Here is a 14,589-nt window from a genome sequence, read left to right as displayed (position 1 = left end):
AACCACCTCTAAGCAGGAAGGAACTCCTGTTTAGAGGTACTTTTGAGGTCACTATGAAAGACATGATACAAAGATTTGGGGCAGCCATGTTTGTCCCTGTTTTGCTATTCCCTGCGGCAGGTATGCTGCTTGGATTTACCGTTATGCTCCTAAACCAAGATCTGTTCCCTTGGGCAGTTCCTGGTTCAACATGGCACAGTGTTTCCACCATTTTGCTACAAGCGTCATTAGCTGTTTTCAAAAATATGTCTCTTATTTTTGCAGTTGGCTTACCCATCGCGCTAGCAAAATCAGCGTCAGGTCGTGCGGTACTGGCCACCCTCGTCTCTTACATCACTTTTAACTACGTTATTGGTGGAATACTACAATTTTGGGGGGCTGATCTTGGCGTCAATTATGTTGCTGGTGAGCGTGGTCTAACTGAAATTGGCGGTATCTTAACACTGGATACCAACCTTTTAGGTGCTATCGTTATCGCGAGTGTATCGGTTTGGGTTCATAACAAATACTTTGACCGTAAACTACCGGACTGGGCTTCTGTGTTCAATGGCACCCCATTAGTGGTTATTATTAGCTTCCCTATGATGGTTGCACTTGCTGTTATCACATGCTTTGTATGGCCAACTATCCAAGGTGGTATCAATGGTCTACAAACGTTCTTAGTCAACTCAGGTTCGTTCGGTGTTTGGGCATTTACTCTTCTTGAGCGTCTATTGATCCCTACTGGTTTGCATCACTTTGTTTATGGTCCTGTATTCTATGGTCCAGTCGCGGTTGACGGCGGTACTGTTGCTTACTGGATTCAACACATTCAACAATTTGCAGAAAGCAGCGCACCCTTAACTGAACAATTCCCTCAGGGCGGCCTCATGTTAACTGGTATGGGCAAAGTGTTTGGATGTACAGGTATCGCACTAGCCCTTTACTCAACCGCGAAACCAGAAAAGAAGAAGATGGTACTAGGACTTGTTCTAGGTGCAGCCATTACCGCAATTCTGACAGGGATTACCGAACCTATTGAGTTCACATTCCTATTTATTGCGCCTGCTTTATTTGTTTTACATGCACTACTTTCAGCAACAATGGCGACGCTTGCCTTTATGCTTGGTGTATCGGGTAACTTCCAAACTGGATTAATCGACTTTGTTTTCCAGAACTGGCTGCCATTAGGTGCAAACCACATGGGTACGTATGTGATTCAGATAGCACTAGGTCTCACCTTCACGGCTATATATTTCTTCAGCTTCCGTGCAATTATTCTGAAGTACAACTTAATGACTCCTGGGCGCGATGATGCGGAAGTGAAATTTGTGTCAAAGGCAGAGTATCGCGCATCTCAAAAAGGAAATACCGTAAATGGCAGCGAAGACGACCAAGCCAATGCATTCATCCAAGGCTTAGGTGGGTGCGACAATATCGAGTTATTAACTAACTGTGCTACACGTTTACGTGTGAAAGTCAAAAACGCTGAGTTGGTTCAACCGACATCCTATTTCCAACAACAAGGTGCTGTTAACGTGGTTCGCAATGGAGAGAGTTTCCAAATTATTGTTGGCTTGACCGTACCACAAGTTAGAGAACAGATGAGCCAACTCATCCAAGTTTAGTTCCCCTACTATTTTCGCAATTAAACAAAAGCCTCTGCTTTAAAAGAGGCTTTTGTTTTTTAGACATATATAACTGGTTTGAACGATTGTATCTTACTGTAGAGGAAACAATCTCAATATTCGTCTCTGTCTACATAAAGGGATGAATTTCATTTTGGCGTTAATAACGGAGAAGAAATTACTGGCTGTCGATAACATCAATCAGAGCTTGCAACTGAGCCTCTGAGTCCCCCCCAATGTATATTGTTACTGTAGCTGTTTCTTGCATGAACGCACCTTTGCTACCATAGAACGCAAACTCATCAGGGGTCAAAACAAATTCAACAGTTTTTATCTCTCGAGCCTTTAGATCTACTTTTTCAAATGCTTTCAACTCTCTACGTGGACGAGTAGTTGAAGTACCACGTTGGGAGATATAGCATTGTACCACTTCGCTCCCATCTAGTTCAGATTCATTGGAAACTGTCACTGAAACATGAACATTTTTACCCACAGTGATAAGATTTTGTGTTACGTGCATATCGCTGTAAGTGAAGCGACTATAGCTTAACCCATAGCCAAATGGATACAGCGGTGTGTCTTGGCAGTCTTTATATGGTTGATACTCTTGATATGCCCGCATTTTTCCAAGCTCTTTACGCGCGTAATAGATTGGTACCTGACCAGTCGTACGCGGAATTGTCATAGTAAGCTTACCTGATGGATTGACCAACCCGTTAATAACTCGTGCCACGGCATTTCCAGTTTGAGTGCCGCTTTGCCATGCATAAATTAAAGCATCCGCGTATTGCTCTATTGCCGGAGAAGGGATTGGGCGTCCCGTACATTGAACAACAATAAGTGGCTTACCAGTTTTACCTATTGCTGAAATAAGCTGTTCTTGACCTGCAGGCAACACTAGTTCTGCTATATTACGTGCCTCGCCCGTTCTTCTGTGGCTCTCTCCAACACACAACACCACAATATCAGAGCGATGTGCACATTCGACCATCTCGTCACTAAATGCGCTACTATCAGTAAGGATGGTATTTTGCTTTGAATAAGCCTTTAATCCGTCAACAATTGAAACGACATCATCACTGCTTCCATCTAAGCACCATGATCCCAAATGTTGTCTTTTTGAGTCAGCATGTGGGCCTATAACCGCCACTTTTAGACCAGAGTCACTGATTGGAAGGATGTTGTCCTTATTTTTTAACATTACTAGGCTTTGTTCAGCGAGTGCCAAGGCTTTGCTCGAATGTTCTGGTCGACCAAGCACACTGAGGTGACGCTTCGGATCAACATAAGGGTTCTCAAATAAACCAAGACGAAACTTGGCTCGGAGAACTCTTCGAGTCGCGTCATCCAAGTACTCTAGGAGCGACGGGGTCATTTCTATTGCTTTAGACAAATTCTTTTCATAGGCTTCATCTGGCATAGCCATGTCTACGCCCGCCTCAAGTGCCAACTTAGCAGCATCAACAGTATTACGCGCAACACCGAAGTACTCTAGGTCAGCAATTGATCCCCAATCACTCACCACCAATCCGTCAAACTCATGTCTATCTTTAAGCCAACCACGAACTAAGGATTTAGCCCCAGTCACGGGGGTGCCACCAAGATCATTGAATCCAGTCATCAACGAACCTACACCCGCATCAATTGCAGCTTCAAAGGGAGGTAAATAGACGTTATGTAAACTGTTTTCGGAAATCTCAGTAGTATCATAATCTCTTCCTCCTTCCGAAGCGCCATAGCCAACAAAATGTTTTGCACATGCCAGAAGGCTCTCTGGATGAGTTAAGTCATCTCCTTGAAAGCCACGAACAACAGCTTTGGCGATTTGACTCGTTAAATACGGGTCCTCACCATTACTCTCTATTACTCGTCCCCAACGAGGATCACGGACAATATCTAGCATCGGTGCAAACGTCCAATTAATCCCTAACGAGGCTGCTTCAGCGGCAATGCAACGATAGGCCTCCTCTATCAACGATGGATTCCAAGAACAAGCTTGTGCAAGTGGAATCGGCAACACTGTTTTCTGACCGTAAATAACATCACGAGCGAAAATAATGGGTACACCAAGCCGGCTTTCTTCTACTGCTACTTTTTGAATTTCATTCAACTGATTGGGGTCAACTGTCTCGCCAGGCATATTCCCGGCCCATGCAGTGTCGGCTAAAATCCGTGAACCTCTCAACCCTTTGCGTATTGTTTCTAAGTAAGCGGCTTTATGAGCCTCATACTCTAACATTGGAGTCTGGCATAACTGTCCAACTTTCTCTGTTAACGTCATCCGCGACAACAGATCTTCCGTTCGGATATCAACAGATAAGGATGAGTCTTTATACTTTTCCATGGTTATCACTCCATCTCTAGCCTAGGTTGATAGTTGGGAAAAGCTTCCAACAAGAACTCGTTCATTTCATCTGCTAACACAGTATTTCCATTCTGTAATGCGACCAGACGTAACTGCTCTACAGCCTCTGGTACATATCGAACATCTAACTCAACATAGGTTTCTATGAATGCTTCGAGTTGTTGCTGATTAAGCTGAGTGATAATTTTTTGAGGCATTATCAATGCCTCCTCGTAGAATGACGGCTTAGGCCCAAGCTTGGAACTTTCCCAAGTTTCGAGTACCTGTTGAAACCCACCGAGATAATGATCACCTTGACGCAGTTCGAGTTTATTCATGCCTTTGAGGGCGATCAGCAAGTTATGTTCGTTTAGTTGTTGATGAGCGTAAACACTATATTGCTTAGAAAGTTGATACGCTTTGAACCAAGCTGTGCCGTAAGCAATTACCACTAACAACGCAAAGAGCGCAAATTTCATACCTTTACTCATTACTTAACTCCAACACCCGTAAACGCTTTAATAAAGTTTTTCTGTAAGCAAAAAAACACGATAACTACAGGTACAGCAATCATGGTTGTCATTGCCCAAAGCTGCTCTAAGTTGGTTCCCGGGACTTCGGTTTGGAAATTGTAAAGAGCCAGTTGCAAAGTCATTAAAGATTCGTCTCTCACATAAAGAAGCGGGCCCATAAAGTCGTTCCAAGCTCCCATAAATGTCAGAATACCGACTGTCGCCAAAGCAGGTCTTAACATAGGTAAAACAATTTTTCTAAAGATGCGAATCTCATTGGCTCCATCAATTCGAGCCGCCTCCAAGTACGCATTATCAATTTGTTTCATAAACTGAACGAGAAGAAATATATTGTAAGCGCTGATGGAGCCCGGAATGATCAACACCCGGTATGTATTAATCCAATTCCACTCATACATCATCATATATGTTGGTATTGTGAATAGTACCGCAGGAATCATCATCGAACCCAAAATAACTTTCAGCCAAAATTCTCTGCCGGGAAGATTAGTCTTAACAATTGCGTAAGCAACCATTGACGAGAACAATACGTTAAGAAAAGTTACTGACACAGAAATAAATATAGTATTAAAGAAAACTCGCGCCAAATTTATCGATTCAAATACTTCTATGTAACCTTTAAATGACCACTCCGCCGGTAGACTATTAGGCGAGTGCATTATTTCCGGCCCAGCCTTAAATGAATTAATCAACATAAAAAAGAAAGGGTACAGCACTACTATAGAGGCAACAATCAATGTTACATAAATCAGGAGCATTGTATTCTTACTCTTATTCATACCTAGTCCTCCTTGCTTGTAATTTTTAATTGCATCATTGTTAATAGATAAATAACGGCAGCAAGCATCAAGCCAATAGTCGAAGCTTCACCCATCTGCATTTTTTCGAAACCTACTTGATATAGGTATAGAACAGGTGTCAAAGCAGATTGATAAGGCCCACCACTCAAGTCAAAATTCATAAATACTTCAATAAACATCTGTAAACCATTAATAATGTTCATCGTCATGACAAAGATAATCTGTGGCATAATCATAGGGAGAGTGATTTTTCGAGTCTTTCGCCACCAGGATGCGCCATCGATATCTGCTGCCTCAAATAGAGAACGATTAATGCTGGCGATTCCTCCTAGGAATATGATCATCTGAACACCAAACCACTTCCATGCACTGAATACTGCAATAACCGGCATTGGTAGCCACTGCTCAAACTTCCAAAAAACAGGCTCTGTTAACATGTTAGCGCTCATCATAGAACTCTGTATTGGCCCTGTCGGACCTGAAACAAAATCGAAGATAACCATTGCTACTGTTATAGAGGTAATAACAGGAATAAACATTATCGTTCTAAACAAGCTGGCCATAAATTTAATTTCATTTAGTAATAAAGCTAGACCTAGACCAATCAAAAAACTAAGTGAAACGAAAATCACCTGATTAAAAATAACGTTAAACAAAGACTTCCAAAAAAGAAAATCCGTCACTACTGATAGCCAATTCGCCAACCCGACAAATTGAGTATTTTCCGGCATGAGAATATTAACGCTTAAGAAACTACTCTCAAAAGACAGGAAGAAAGGATACATTAGAAAAACAATGAAATATATTATCCAAGGCGCAAGGAAAACATACCCCATAATGAGATTATTCTTTTTCATTTATTTATCACTCAAGTTTAGCTATTAGTGGGCAAATATTTTCTTTGCTTGTTCGCTAGCTGAGTTAACAGCCATTTCCGCAGTAATTTCTTTCTTAAGCACTACCCTAGAGTATTGTTGAAGCAATATATTTGCGACATCAGAAGACTGAGAAAAAGGTTCGCTCATAATAGTATAGGGAAGCTGGTCTACAAATGGTTTCGCTTCATTACTTTGGTAGTAAGGACGATCGAAAAGTTCGGTCAACACTGGTAACTGACCCAGCGCAACATTGGCTTTGTGATTGAGCTCATTGTCCATCAATAGTTGCACAAATGCCCAGCTCAGTTGCTCGATTTCAATAGAATTCTTAAAAATCATCAAAGCACGACCATCTAGGGTAGAATATGAAACATCATTTCTACTAACTGTTGGAATCGGTGCTAGCCCAACATCCTCTCCAATCACCATAGGTTTATGAGCAGCCTCACTTAAATTTGCCTTCCAACCAAATCCAAATTGTGTCCACATACCAATGTTGCGAGAAAAGAAACTTTTTTCCATCGTCAAAGGAGCAAACTTTTGAGCTTCCTGCATTGTAGATAGGAATGTCGCCATGTTAGCTTCTTCTTTGTCAAAAACAGGATGCGTTCCAAAACGGTTAAGTAAGGTAAATTCACCTTTATTAAAGTTGTAATATAACTGGGCAAGCATCCCCCAATACCAACTACCTGAGGACAATACATCATTCCAAAAAACTGTTCCGTAAACAGGACTACCATCTTCACGAGGGGGAAGCTGATTGATTTTTTCAGCCGCACTTAAAAACTCGTCCCAGGTTCTAGGGGGTCTGTCTGGGTTTAATCCCGCCTCTTTGAACAGCTCTTTGTTGTAAATCATTAATTGAGTGGTAGCATTCCATGGAATATAGTATGTGCGACCAAAATTCTTTCTAAGAAATACCGGCTCAATTCTTTCTATGAGCTCTTGGTAACCATCAAATTGTTCAAAATATGCAAGCTTTCCCATTTTTGCGTATTTTGCAGGTTGATATCCAAATACACCTGCATACAAGTTTGGCAAGTCGCCTGCAGCCATTCGTGTTTCTAAGTTCTCATCATTTGAGACAACTACATCAACATCTGGATATAGTTTTTGAAACTCAGGTACAACCACATTTCGAACAAACTCCATATAGTTGCCTACCGGTGTCATCACTTCTAGCTTGGTTCCAGCAAACGTAGCCGTCTGGCAACTCATTGCTAGCAAACACCCAATCAACCATTTTTTCATTACCCCACCTACAATGTTTCCCTTAAAATTAATTTAGTCGGTAGAATTCTCAGATCTTCCATGTCATCTTTACTGTTCATTGCGTCAATCAGTGTTTTCGCAGCTAACTCGCCCATACCCACTTTTTGGTGAGAAATAGTAGAGAGTCTTGGAATCATGAGTTCTGCCATCTGTATATCGTCGAATCCGATTAGCTTCATTTGGTCTGGGATTACGATGCCTTTTTCCTTTGCGGCTCGGATTATGCCAATTGCCATTTCGTCATTAGATGCAAATACCGCCTTTGGCTGCTTACCTTCTTCGATTAACTCCTTCATTTTCTGGTACGCTGACCGCTCAGTGAAGTCCCCTTCAATTAATAATGATTGATCAACATTGATTTTGTAATAACCCAAAGCTGAGATATATCCGTCAAAACGCTTTTGAGCATCATAGGAGTCAGAAGGCCCCCCGAAATAATATATTTCTTCAAACCCAGCGTTAATCAAAGCCTTTGTAGCTGAAAACGCCCCGCCAAAGTTATCAATAAGAATGTTATAGATATGTGGCCCGGAAACTTCTCTATCGAGTACAACAACGGGAAAGTCTTTGTTTGCGACCGACTTTATAAACGAATCATCAAATGAATTAGTCAAAACAATCGCACCGTCTACCATTCTATCTCGAATGTATTTATGCGCAGTTGAACCTTCATTGCCGTAAACACTGCAAGCTACTAGGTCATACCCACTTTGATGACATGCCTGTTCTATTCCTTTCACTAATTCGCTGTATATAGGTCCAAACCATGAGTTAAAAAACAGGCCTATTGCATTGCTTTTCTTTTGTTTAAGTTGCTTGGCGTTATTGTTTGCAACGTAATTAAGTTCAGATGCAACTTTTAATACATGCTCTCGAGTCGCTTCACTAATACGTGGACTTCCATTGATAGAGTATGAAACCGTTGCAATTGACACATTTGCCTTCTTTGCTACATCTTTTATCGTCACGGTCATTTTCTACAGATTCCTTACTTCAATTAATTAGGTCACCACAGTGACAGTTGAAACGATTATACAAAGTTATTGAAGACACAACAATTATTACAAAACCAGAACTGCTACTCATAAAGTTAACCCGGCGAACCGGGTTAACAAGTTCGCTTTACACCGTTATCTCTAGAATATTGTCAGAGTTCTTCAGGTTACTTTTTAGATAATTAGATGAAACTATCGCACCGCCTGAACGATAACGGTTTGGTTGTAAATTAAACGGAACTTCTTCTCCGTTTAGAAGAACCGTTTTGGGTGTGTGCTGACCTTCTATCGAATTAATGACCACCTGTACAGGTTTACCTTCAATTTCATAATCCAATGAAATCGTGCCTAGTCGAGAAGATACAATTGGATCAAGTACTAGATCCCCGCCATCAAATCGCAAGCCAAACACATTGCTGATCAATTGATTCAAATAAATACCAGGGCCGCTAGAGTAAATACGCCACCCGCCTTTGACCGACACCTCTCCTGCTTTCACTTTGTCAAAGTTGTCGTATGCAGAATAACGATCATTGAATTTTGCATCAGAGCTTGAGAAGTAAGCGTTTGACTGCCTTATTTCTGCATTAGGAACGCTGTCCTGAATTCCCACAGGAATAATTTTGTATAAGTTGTCAAATACCGCTTCTGCATCACCTAATTTACACAATGCTTCTATGAATCGAATGTGTGCGTGACAATATTGCAAACCAACCTCTCGACCTAAGTTTGCTGCTAGCTCTGCACGTTTGAAATAAGTCTGCTTGCCTGCCTTATACTCTGCCATGCAATCCATCAGTCTCACCCCATCTGGATGGACTAAGTGCTTTTTAATCATCGACATATGTTCATCCGCCATTTCAGGCGTAAACGTCTCGGAAATGATTGAACGGCTTGCCGGCAACAGACGATATTTGATGCCAGTTTTGTTATCCGATGGGTGAAGAAGGTACTCTACTTGCTCAACTTCACCTTGCTCGTCACGATCAAAGTGTATAAAGCCAGCGATAGTGTCATCTTTAATCAGATAGTGGTGGTAATCATGCTCCATATCAGCCGCAAGTTTGGTCAGCCTATCGCAGAAAACCTCAAACTTTTCTGTTCCTTTCAAAATGGCCGCCATAGATTTAAGCGCTTGCAGCGTCAATGGAATCGTCCAGCCACTAACCATGTTCTCACGCAATGATTGATTTGCAGGCTGCAAAGTATCATCCCAATCCCCATCCCCGTAGCAAGAGAGAGAAGTGCCTGGAACAAGATTATCGATGATGTGTTGAATTTGACGTTCAACATGCGTGAACAGCGAGTAATTTTCAGAACTCTTGGCAAAGCCCTCTTCGGCCAGAGTATAAGGAAGCATCTCATCAAGCACGCTAAAATCAGCGGTAACCGTTAAGTACTCACTTAGCGCTTTGAGTGGCCAAACAATAATATCGCCATGGGCATCTTCTTGTTGGATCTGGAAATATTGATCGAACATAAACCATTGAGGCCAAGTCCCAGTTTCTTGATATTGATGGCTGTAAATCTCTTTAAGTAGATCTCTCGCTTTTCCATACTCTTGCATTGACATGAATAGCTCAAATGGACCCTGAGATACATCCCGAGTTCCCCACGCCGCGCCTGAATACTGCTCTAGACCATGTGGCGTACTATAGTGAACCAGCGCGTTGTGCGTAAACCAATGTACAGTTTCATTTAAACGTTGGCTGTTTAGTTCATCATCTGAAAAATGCAGTTTAAATCCTTTGGTTAGCTTCAGTCGTTGTGACTCACACTTTGCTGTCTCTTCATCAAATTCAATGCGTTGGCCTTTAGAATTCTCGCCAGCCAATTCACCGCCAATTGTGACCCTTGCCTTATCGTGTACAAGCCCTTTCAGAACTAAGTAATCTATCGACCCCGTATCAGGGTTAGAAATGATGTCCCACTCAGACAATTCCAAACTTGGTAGTAGACTAAAACTCAATTCAGATGAGAACTTTTCAATCAGTTCGTTGTGGCCCTGAATAGTTAGCCCCTCTTCACCTTGAGTTACACGAATCACGCTGTCTGACTCATTGTTACCAAAGACAAGCTGATGAGATACCGCAATATCCAACGCTACATCCAAGCCACGCGTTTCAATTTCCAACTGAATAATCGGTGTATCTGCAGCGGCAAATGAGCGGACTTCGATAAAACCATCAAGATATTTATAAACCCAACGTGAGTAATTTGTTCCCACCTCATAAGCCGAAGGCATACCTAAAGCTCGGTATGTCTCACCCTGCTTGATCCAGATACGTTGACCGCCATTGGAGAAGTGGTTGAGCGGATTTCGGCAAACACCAAGCAATTTGTTGAACGAGGTGTTACCTAACGTCAACTGTGAGTTAAATACACCAAATATATGATGGGTAGCACTCATGATTGAGTTTTGGTAATCGGTATTATTACCAGTTGCGATTACGTGCCCAGTCGTACGCTCCATATTCTGCTCTTTAGCAGGCAAGGTTACGTATTGACTATCCCCATAGAAGAATGAAAGTAGCTCACCGTCTTTAGATTCTGAAAAACGTCTTTCAGTGCCGAAGAGCTCACTTAGTTCTGTCTCAGTTAAAGGCTCACCTACGATGTAAGGTGCTTTAGCTTGTGCACTATAAGGCAGCAAGTTGTCGCAACTTACGACATGTTTGCCACGCTCATGCAAAACCTTAATGGACGAGACATCAATATGCTGCTTTAGATTTGACTCCTCACAATGATCTTCAATAACCCCGTAGAAGGTCTGAACACTTTTGTTGTTTGGCTCTAGAGTAACGAGTTCCGTTTGAAGAGCGACATAACCCATTTCATACTGATATTTTTCATTGGCTAGTTCGCGATTTTTCAAAGCGATAGCTTCACCAGTGATTTTGTATTCTCGACCGAAGAACTGGTAACCATCCGTACTAAAGCCAACAACAGGCGAAAACGAACCAATCTGAATTCTCGGGTTGCCAACGCTTTGCGGAAGGTTTTGGCGACTACATACGGTGAATCCGTAATCATCTAACTGATAGACTTGGTGATCTAAGTACTGCGAGCAATATGCTTCATTAGTCTTAACTGCACCTTCATCAGCCAATCCGAGATCTTGTCCATAAACTAAGTCAAAGCTCAGTTCTTGATTACCGACATTGCTCACTTCAATATCATAGAAAAAAGCACTGTCTACAACTCTAATCGATACTAGCGCTTCAAATTTGTCAGTCGTAGTTTTCCAAGCTAAAGAACCATTCGACTGTTTAAACGTTTCAATTTCTTCATTAAAAAAAAGTAACGGTGTTGCTGTAATAGCATCATTCTCGAATGCACGTAGATAAACGTTGCTAATAGAGAGCTCATTCATCGGTGTATCAAAAAGAGAGACCATTAGCTCTTTACTGCGAATCGCAGACAGCACACCAGTTGGGCTGAAGGTCATGTTGAGTTCATTCGCACCGACGAGCAAGGTCGGTTGATTAATAAATTGGTGCATCGTAACTAATCTCCAGACGATGAATTGTTAAGAGTAGAAAATGTTGTTTTCAGTTGAGTCATCGAACAGATGGCATTTACCCATGAGTAATTCGATATGGCAGCGAGAACCTACAGAAGGAACCTGCTCGCGGTCTGACTGCTTACAAATGACCGGACATCCTAGTACGTTCAGGTGCACATACACTTCTGAGCCAAGCTCCTCAATAGCTTCTACTTCCGCAGACAGCGTATTGGGACCTTTCTCTAACCGAACGGTTATGTATTCTGGACGTATACCTACGTGAACTTTTTTATCAGTCCAAAGCTCAGCTCGAGCCTGGCGCTCTTTTGGCAGCTCAAGTAGTTTACCGCCGAAATCTATACCAATGTTATTTCCAGACTTACTCACTTTTCCGGTAAGCATGTTCATTGCTGGCGAGCCAATAAACTCCGCGACGAAACGGTTCTTAGGGTTGTGATACACATTCATCGGTGTGTCCACTTGCATGATGTGCCCCTTATTAAGAATGCATACCCGGTCACCCATTGTCATCGCTTCTACTTGGTCATGCGTAACATAAACCATCGTTGCTGGGCTACCAGTGTCTTGAAGCTGTTGGTGCAGACGAGTGATTCGCATACGCATTGAAACGCGCAACTTCGCATCAAGATTTGAAAGCGGTTCATCAAAAAGGAAAACGTCTGGTTTCCTTACCATAGCTCGACCTAAAGCTACGCGCTGACATTGTCCCCCCGACATTTGACTGGGCTTACGATCAAGCAAATCCGTAATTTCTAATAGCTCAGCAGCTTCTGATACTCGTCGCTCAATTTCTTGCTTAGGTTTCTTTGCAGTTTCTAGACCAAAGGCCATATTCTCATAGGTGGTCATATGTGGGTAAAGTGCATAGTTTTGAAAGACCATAGCAATTCCACGGTCTTTTGGTGGCAAATCATTACAAACCTGGTCACCGATAAATAATTGACCGCTAGTAATACTCTCTAGACCTGCAATCATTCTTAGCATCGTTGATTTAGCGCAACCTGATGGGCCAACGAGAACCATAAACTCACCATCTTTGATATCTAAATTGACATCATGAATGGCATGAAAGCCATTATCGTAAACCTTGTTAATCCCTTCAAGAGTGACCTTTGCCATGGGCTATAACATCCTATCCAAATCAAGTTAAACGTTTCAACAAAGAATATCGAAACAACCAGTTCAACGCAATGAATTCATATCGTTAGTTTTACGTTTTCGTGATCTCTATCGCTCTTGAAAGAGTTTACAATATCTCGTCCGCCACAAAAGAGTTGTATAACGACTGCAACGTTGACGTATGTCCTTTTAAATCAAGGTATAACGCTACATTCTCACGTACAGATTCCGCGATAAAAGCACCAACAAACATCCCTTGATCAAGGCCGATAACTTGACTTGATACCCGGCCACTACTATCGATGGCGTCTGCCCAACCAGCCAATGTTTCAATTTGAGGGGAGTTTAGTTTCAATTGATTTAAACGCTGAATTGCATCAGTCGGTGAAAGCATATAATACAAAGCCAAAGCATGAGGAGTTCCTGTGGTACCAGTCTCAATGGAGTCGCCGTATTTACGGTAACTTTCAGACGTCGCTTCTAGTCCAAATGCTGCGTAGCCATCATCCACTGTTGATGATGCTGAAACGAAAGGAATACTATGATCATCAGCATATTGAAGGTGAACTTGAGTGAATTCCTCAACCATCTCGTAACTGGGCATCAATGACTGTTCATCAAGCCATAGCGCAGGAAGAGTAGCTTGAAAATATGAACCATCCCAAGTGAGCATAGGCGTTATATTAGAGCCGGCAATCGAGGCCCCTCCTCTCACTAAGGTCATGTCTGTAAACGCGGTGTAAGGTACCTGCCCATCTGTTATCATGACTGCCCAAAGCGTCGCAAGTCGACTTTCATTGGCTTTCCGGTCCACGTGATAACTAAGATACGCGTGCTCTTCTCGGCTCCAACCTGCCCTCAAAAAGCCCCGATTAGAGTCATATAGAACGTTCCAGCCAGGAACTTGCTGATTTATTAGTGCTTCCGCTCTTAAAGAAAGTTGATTTAAGCGTTCATCTGTGTGATTGTTAAGCGCACCATAAAGACCAGCCAAAGTAAAAGACATTATGCCGTTATCTACCGCCGATGCGATGGCTGTGTCATTAATGGCTAAACTCGAACCTTCTACTTCGTATAGCCAGTAAAAAAGCCCATTCCATTTAGGGGCTTGCTCTAGTTTACCAAGTACAGTACCCAAGCGAGTAATCGCTGCCTCATCACCATACTCTATCATCTGAATGAGAACATTAATGTACAAGGCTATAGCAGATATATTTGTGTAGCTGGAAGGAATTACATCTCCGTCATTAACCAAAACATGGTCAAAGGGAATATGAGCTATATTTGAAACCCCAACACCATCAAGAAAGTAGTCCATATTGTCTTGGAGAGCTTGCTCAAATCCAGCTGGATAGTATTTTGATTCTATGCGAATTTGAGAAATCACGTCTTGGTCAGGAACAATTGGCTCTGTTGGATCATCATTTTGGTTGCTCCCACCGCTTTTACACCCAGTAAAAGCAAAAATCGATAAAGCGAGAAGAGGTAAGTATCTAAATTTCATAGGCGCCTCAT

Annotated in this window: 10 protein-coding genes; 1 reads left to right on the top strand and 9 read right to left on the bottom strand. The window is 42.1% G+C overall.

Features of this window, described 5'->3' with window-relative positions; genetic code table 11:
* The first annotated feature begins 53 nt into the window (after window positions 1–53).
* On the top strand, window positions 54–1,607 hold the full coding sequence (locus L2W36_RS03365) for an alpha-glucoside-specific PTS transporter subunit IIBC (protein WP_236109328.1): 1,554 nt from the start codon (window positions 54–56) through the stop codon (window positions 1,605–1,607).
* Window positions 1,608–1,785: 178 nt separating this feature from the next.
* Here the strand turns inward: L2W36_RS03365 and L2W36_RS03360 are convergent, their stop codons facing one another.
* The 9 genes from L2W36_RS03360 to L2W36_RS03320 all read right to left on the bottom strand — a co-directional run bounded on the left by L2W36_RS03360 (window position 1,786) and on the right by L2W36_RS03320 (window position 14,578).
* Window positions 1,786–3,951, bottom strand: a complete 2,166-nt coding sequence (locus L2W36_RS03360) for a glycoside hydrolase family 3 N-terminal domain-containing protein (protein ID WP_236109327.1) — start codon at window positions 3,949–3,951, stop codon at window positions 1,786–1,788.
* Between the two features lie 5 nt (window positions 3,952–3,956).
* Entirely contained in the window at window positions 3,957–4,442 is a 486-nt protein-coding gene (locus tag L2W36_RS03355; protein ID WP_236109326.1) for a hypothetical protein, read from the bottom strand.
* Entirely contained in the window at window positions 4,442–5,263 is an 822-nt protein-coding gene (locus tag L2W36_RS03350) for a carbohydrate ABC transporter permease (protein ID WP_236109325.1), read from the bottom strand. Before L2W36_RS03350 ends, L2W36_RS03355 begins: the two co-directional genes overlap by 1 nt.
* A 2-nt stretch (window positions 5,264–5,265) precedes the next feature.
* A complete protein-coding gene (locus L2W36_RS03345; protein ID WP_236109324.1) occupies window positions 5,266–6,141 on the bottom strand; it encodes a carbohydrate ABC transporter permease in 876 nt (291 codons plus the stop codon).
* A 24-nt stretch (window positions 6,142–6,165) separates the two neighbouring features.
* Window positions 6,166–7,413, bottom strand: a complete 1,248-nt coding sequence (locus tag L2W36_RS03340; protein ID WP_236109323.1) for an extracellular solute-binding protein — start codon at window positions 7,411–7,413, stop codon at window positions 6,166–6,168.
* A gap of 8 nt (window positions 7,414–7,421) precedes the next feature.
* Entirely contained in the window at window positions 7,422–8,408 is a 987-nt protein-coding gene (locus tag L2W36_RS03335; RefSeq protein WP_236109322.1) for a LacI family DNA-binding transcriptional regulator, read from the bottom strand.
* Window positions 8,409–8,556: 148 nt separating this feature from the next.
* Window positions 8,557–11,931 (bottom strand): GH36-type glycosyl hydrolase domain-containing protein, encoded by a 3,375-nt coding sequence (locus L2W36_RS03330; RefSeq protein WP_236109321.1) that lies wholly within the window; start codon window positions 11,929–11,931, stop codon window positions 8,557–8,559.
* A gap of 27 nt (window positions 11,932–11,958) precedes the next feature.
* On the bottom strand, window positions 11,959–13,074 hold the full coding sequence (locus L2W36_RS03325) for an ABC transporter ATP-binding protein (RefSeq protein WP_236109320.1): 1,116 nt from the start codon (window positions 13,072–13,074) through the stop codon (window positions 11,959–11,961).
* Between the two features lie 127 nt (window positions 13,075–13,201).
* Window positions 13,202–14,578, bottom strand: a complete 1,377-nt coding sequence (locus L2W36_RS03320; protein WP_236109319.1) for a hypothetical protein — start codon at window positions 14,576–14,578, stop codon at window positions 13,202–13,204.
* Window positions 14,579–14,589 lie beyond the last annotated feature (11 nt).

This window comes from Vibrio sp. McD22-P3, from assembly GCF_021568915.1.
GTDB lineage: Bacteria > Pseudomonadota > Gammaproteobacteria > Enterobacterales > Vibrionaceae > Vibrio > Vibrio mediterranei.
The sequence above is the reverse complement of the archived record's forward strand: the minus strand, read 5'-3'. Positions and strand labels throughout refer to the sequence as shown.

What these genes read in the sequence shown, in the direction of transcription:
- L2W36_RS03325 (WP_236109320.1), bottom strand. Translation starts at nt 13,074, where the DNA reads ATGGCAAAGGTCACTCTTGAAGGGATTAACAAGGTTTACGATAATGGC.
- L2W36_RS03350 (WP_236109325.1), bottom strand. Translation starts at nt 5,263, where the DNA reads ATGAATAAGAGTAAGAATACAATGCTCCTGATTTATGTAACATTGATT.
- L2W36_RS03335 (WP_236109322.1), bottom strand. Translation starts at nt 8,408, where the DNA reads ATGACCGTGACGATAAAAGATGTAGCAAAGAAGGCAAATGTGTCAATT.
- L2W36_RS03360 (WP_236109327.1), bottom strand. Translation starts at nt 3,951, where the DNA reads ATGGAAAAGTATAAAGACTCATCCTTATCTGTTGATATCCGAACGGAA.
- L2W36_RS03330 (WP_236109321.1), bottom strand. Translation starts at nt 11,931, where the DNA reads ATGCACCAATTTATTAATCAACCGACCTTGCTCGTCGGTGCGAATGAA.
- L2W36_RS03340 (WP_236109323.1), bottom strand. Translation starts at nt 7,413, where the DNA reads ATGAAAAAATGGTTGATTGGGTGTTTGCTAGCAATGAGTTGCCAGACG.
- L2W36_RS03345 (WP_236109324.1), bottom strand. Translation starts at nt 6,141, where the DNA reads ATGAAAAAGAATAATCTCATTATGGGGTATGTTTTCCTTGCGCCTTGG.
- L2W36_RS03320 (WP_236109319.1), bottom strand. Translation starts at nt 14,578, where the DNA reads ATGAAATTTAGATACTTACCTCTTCTCGCTTTATCGATTTTTGCTTTT.
- L2W36_RS03365 (WP_236109328.1), top strand. Translation starts at nt 54, where the DNA reads ATGAAAGACATGATACAAAGATTTGGGGCAGCCATGTTTGTCCCTGTT.
- L2W36_RS03355 (WP_236109326.1), bottom strand. Translation starts at nt 4,442, where the DNA reads ATGAGTAAAGGTATGAAATTTGCGCTCTTTGCGTTGTTAGTGGTAATT.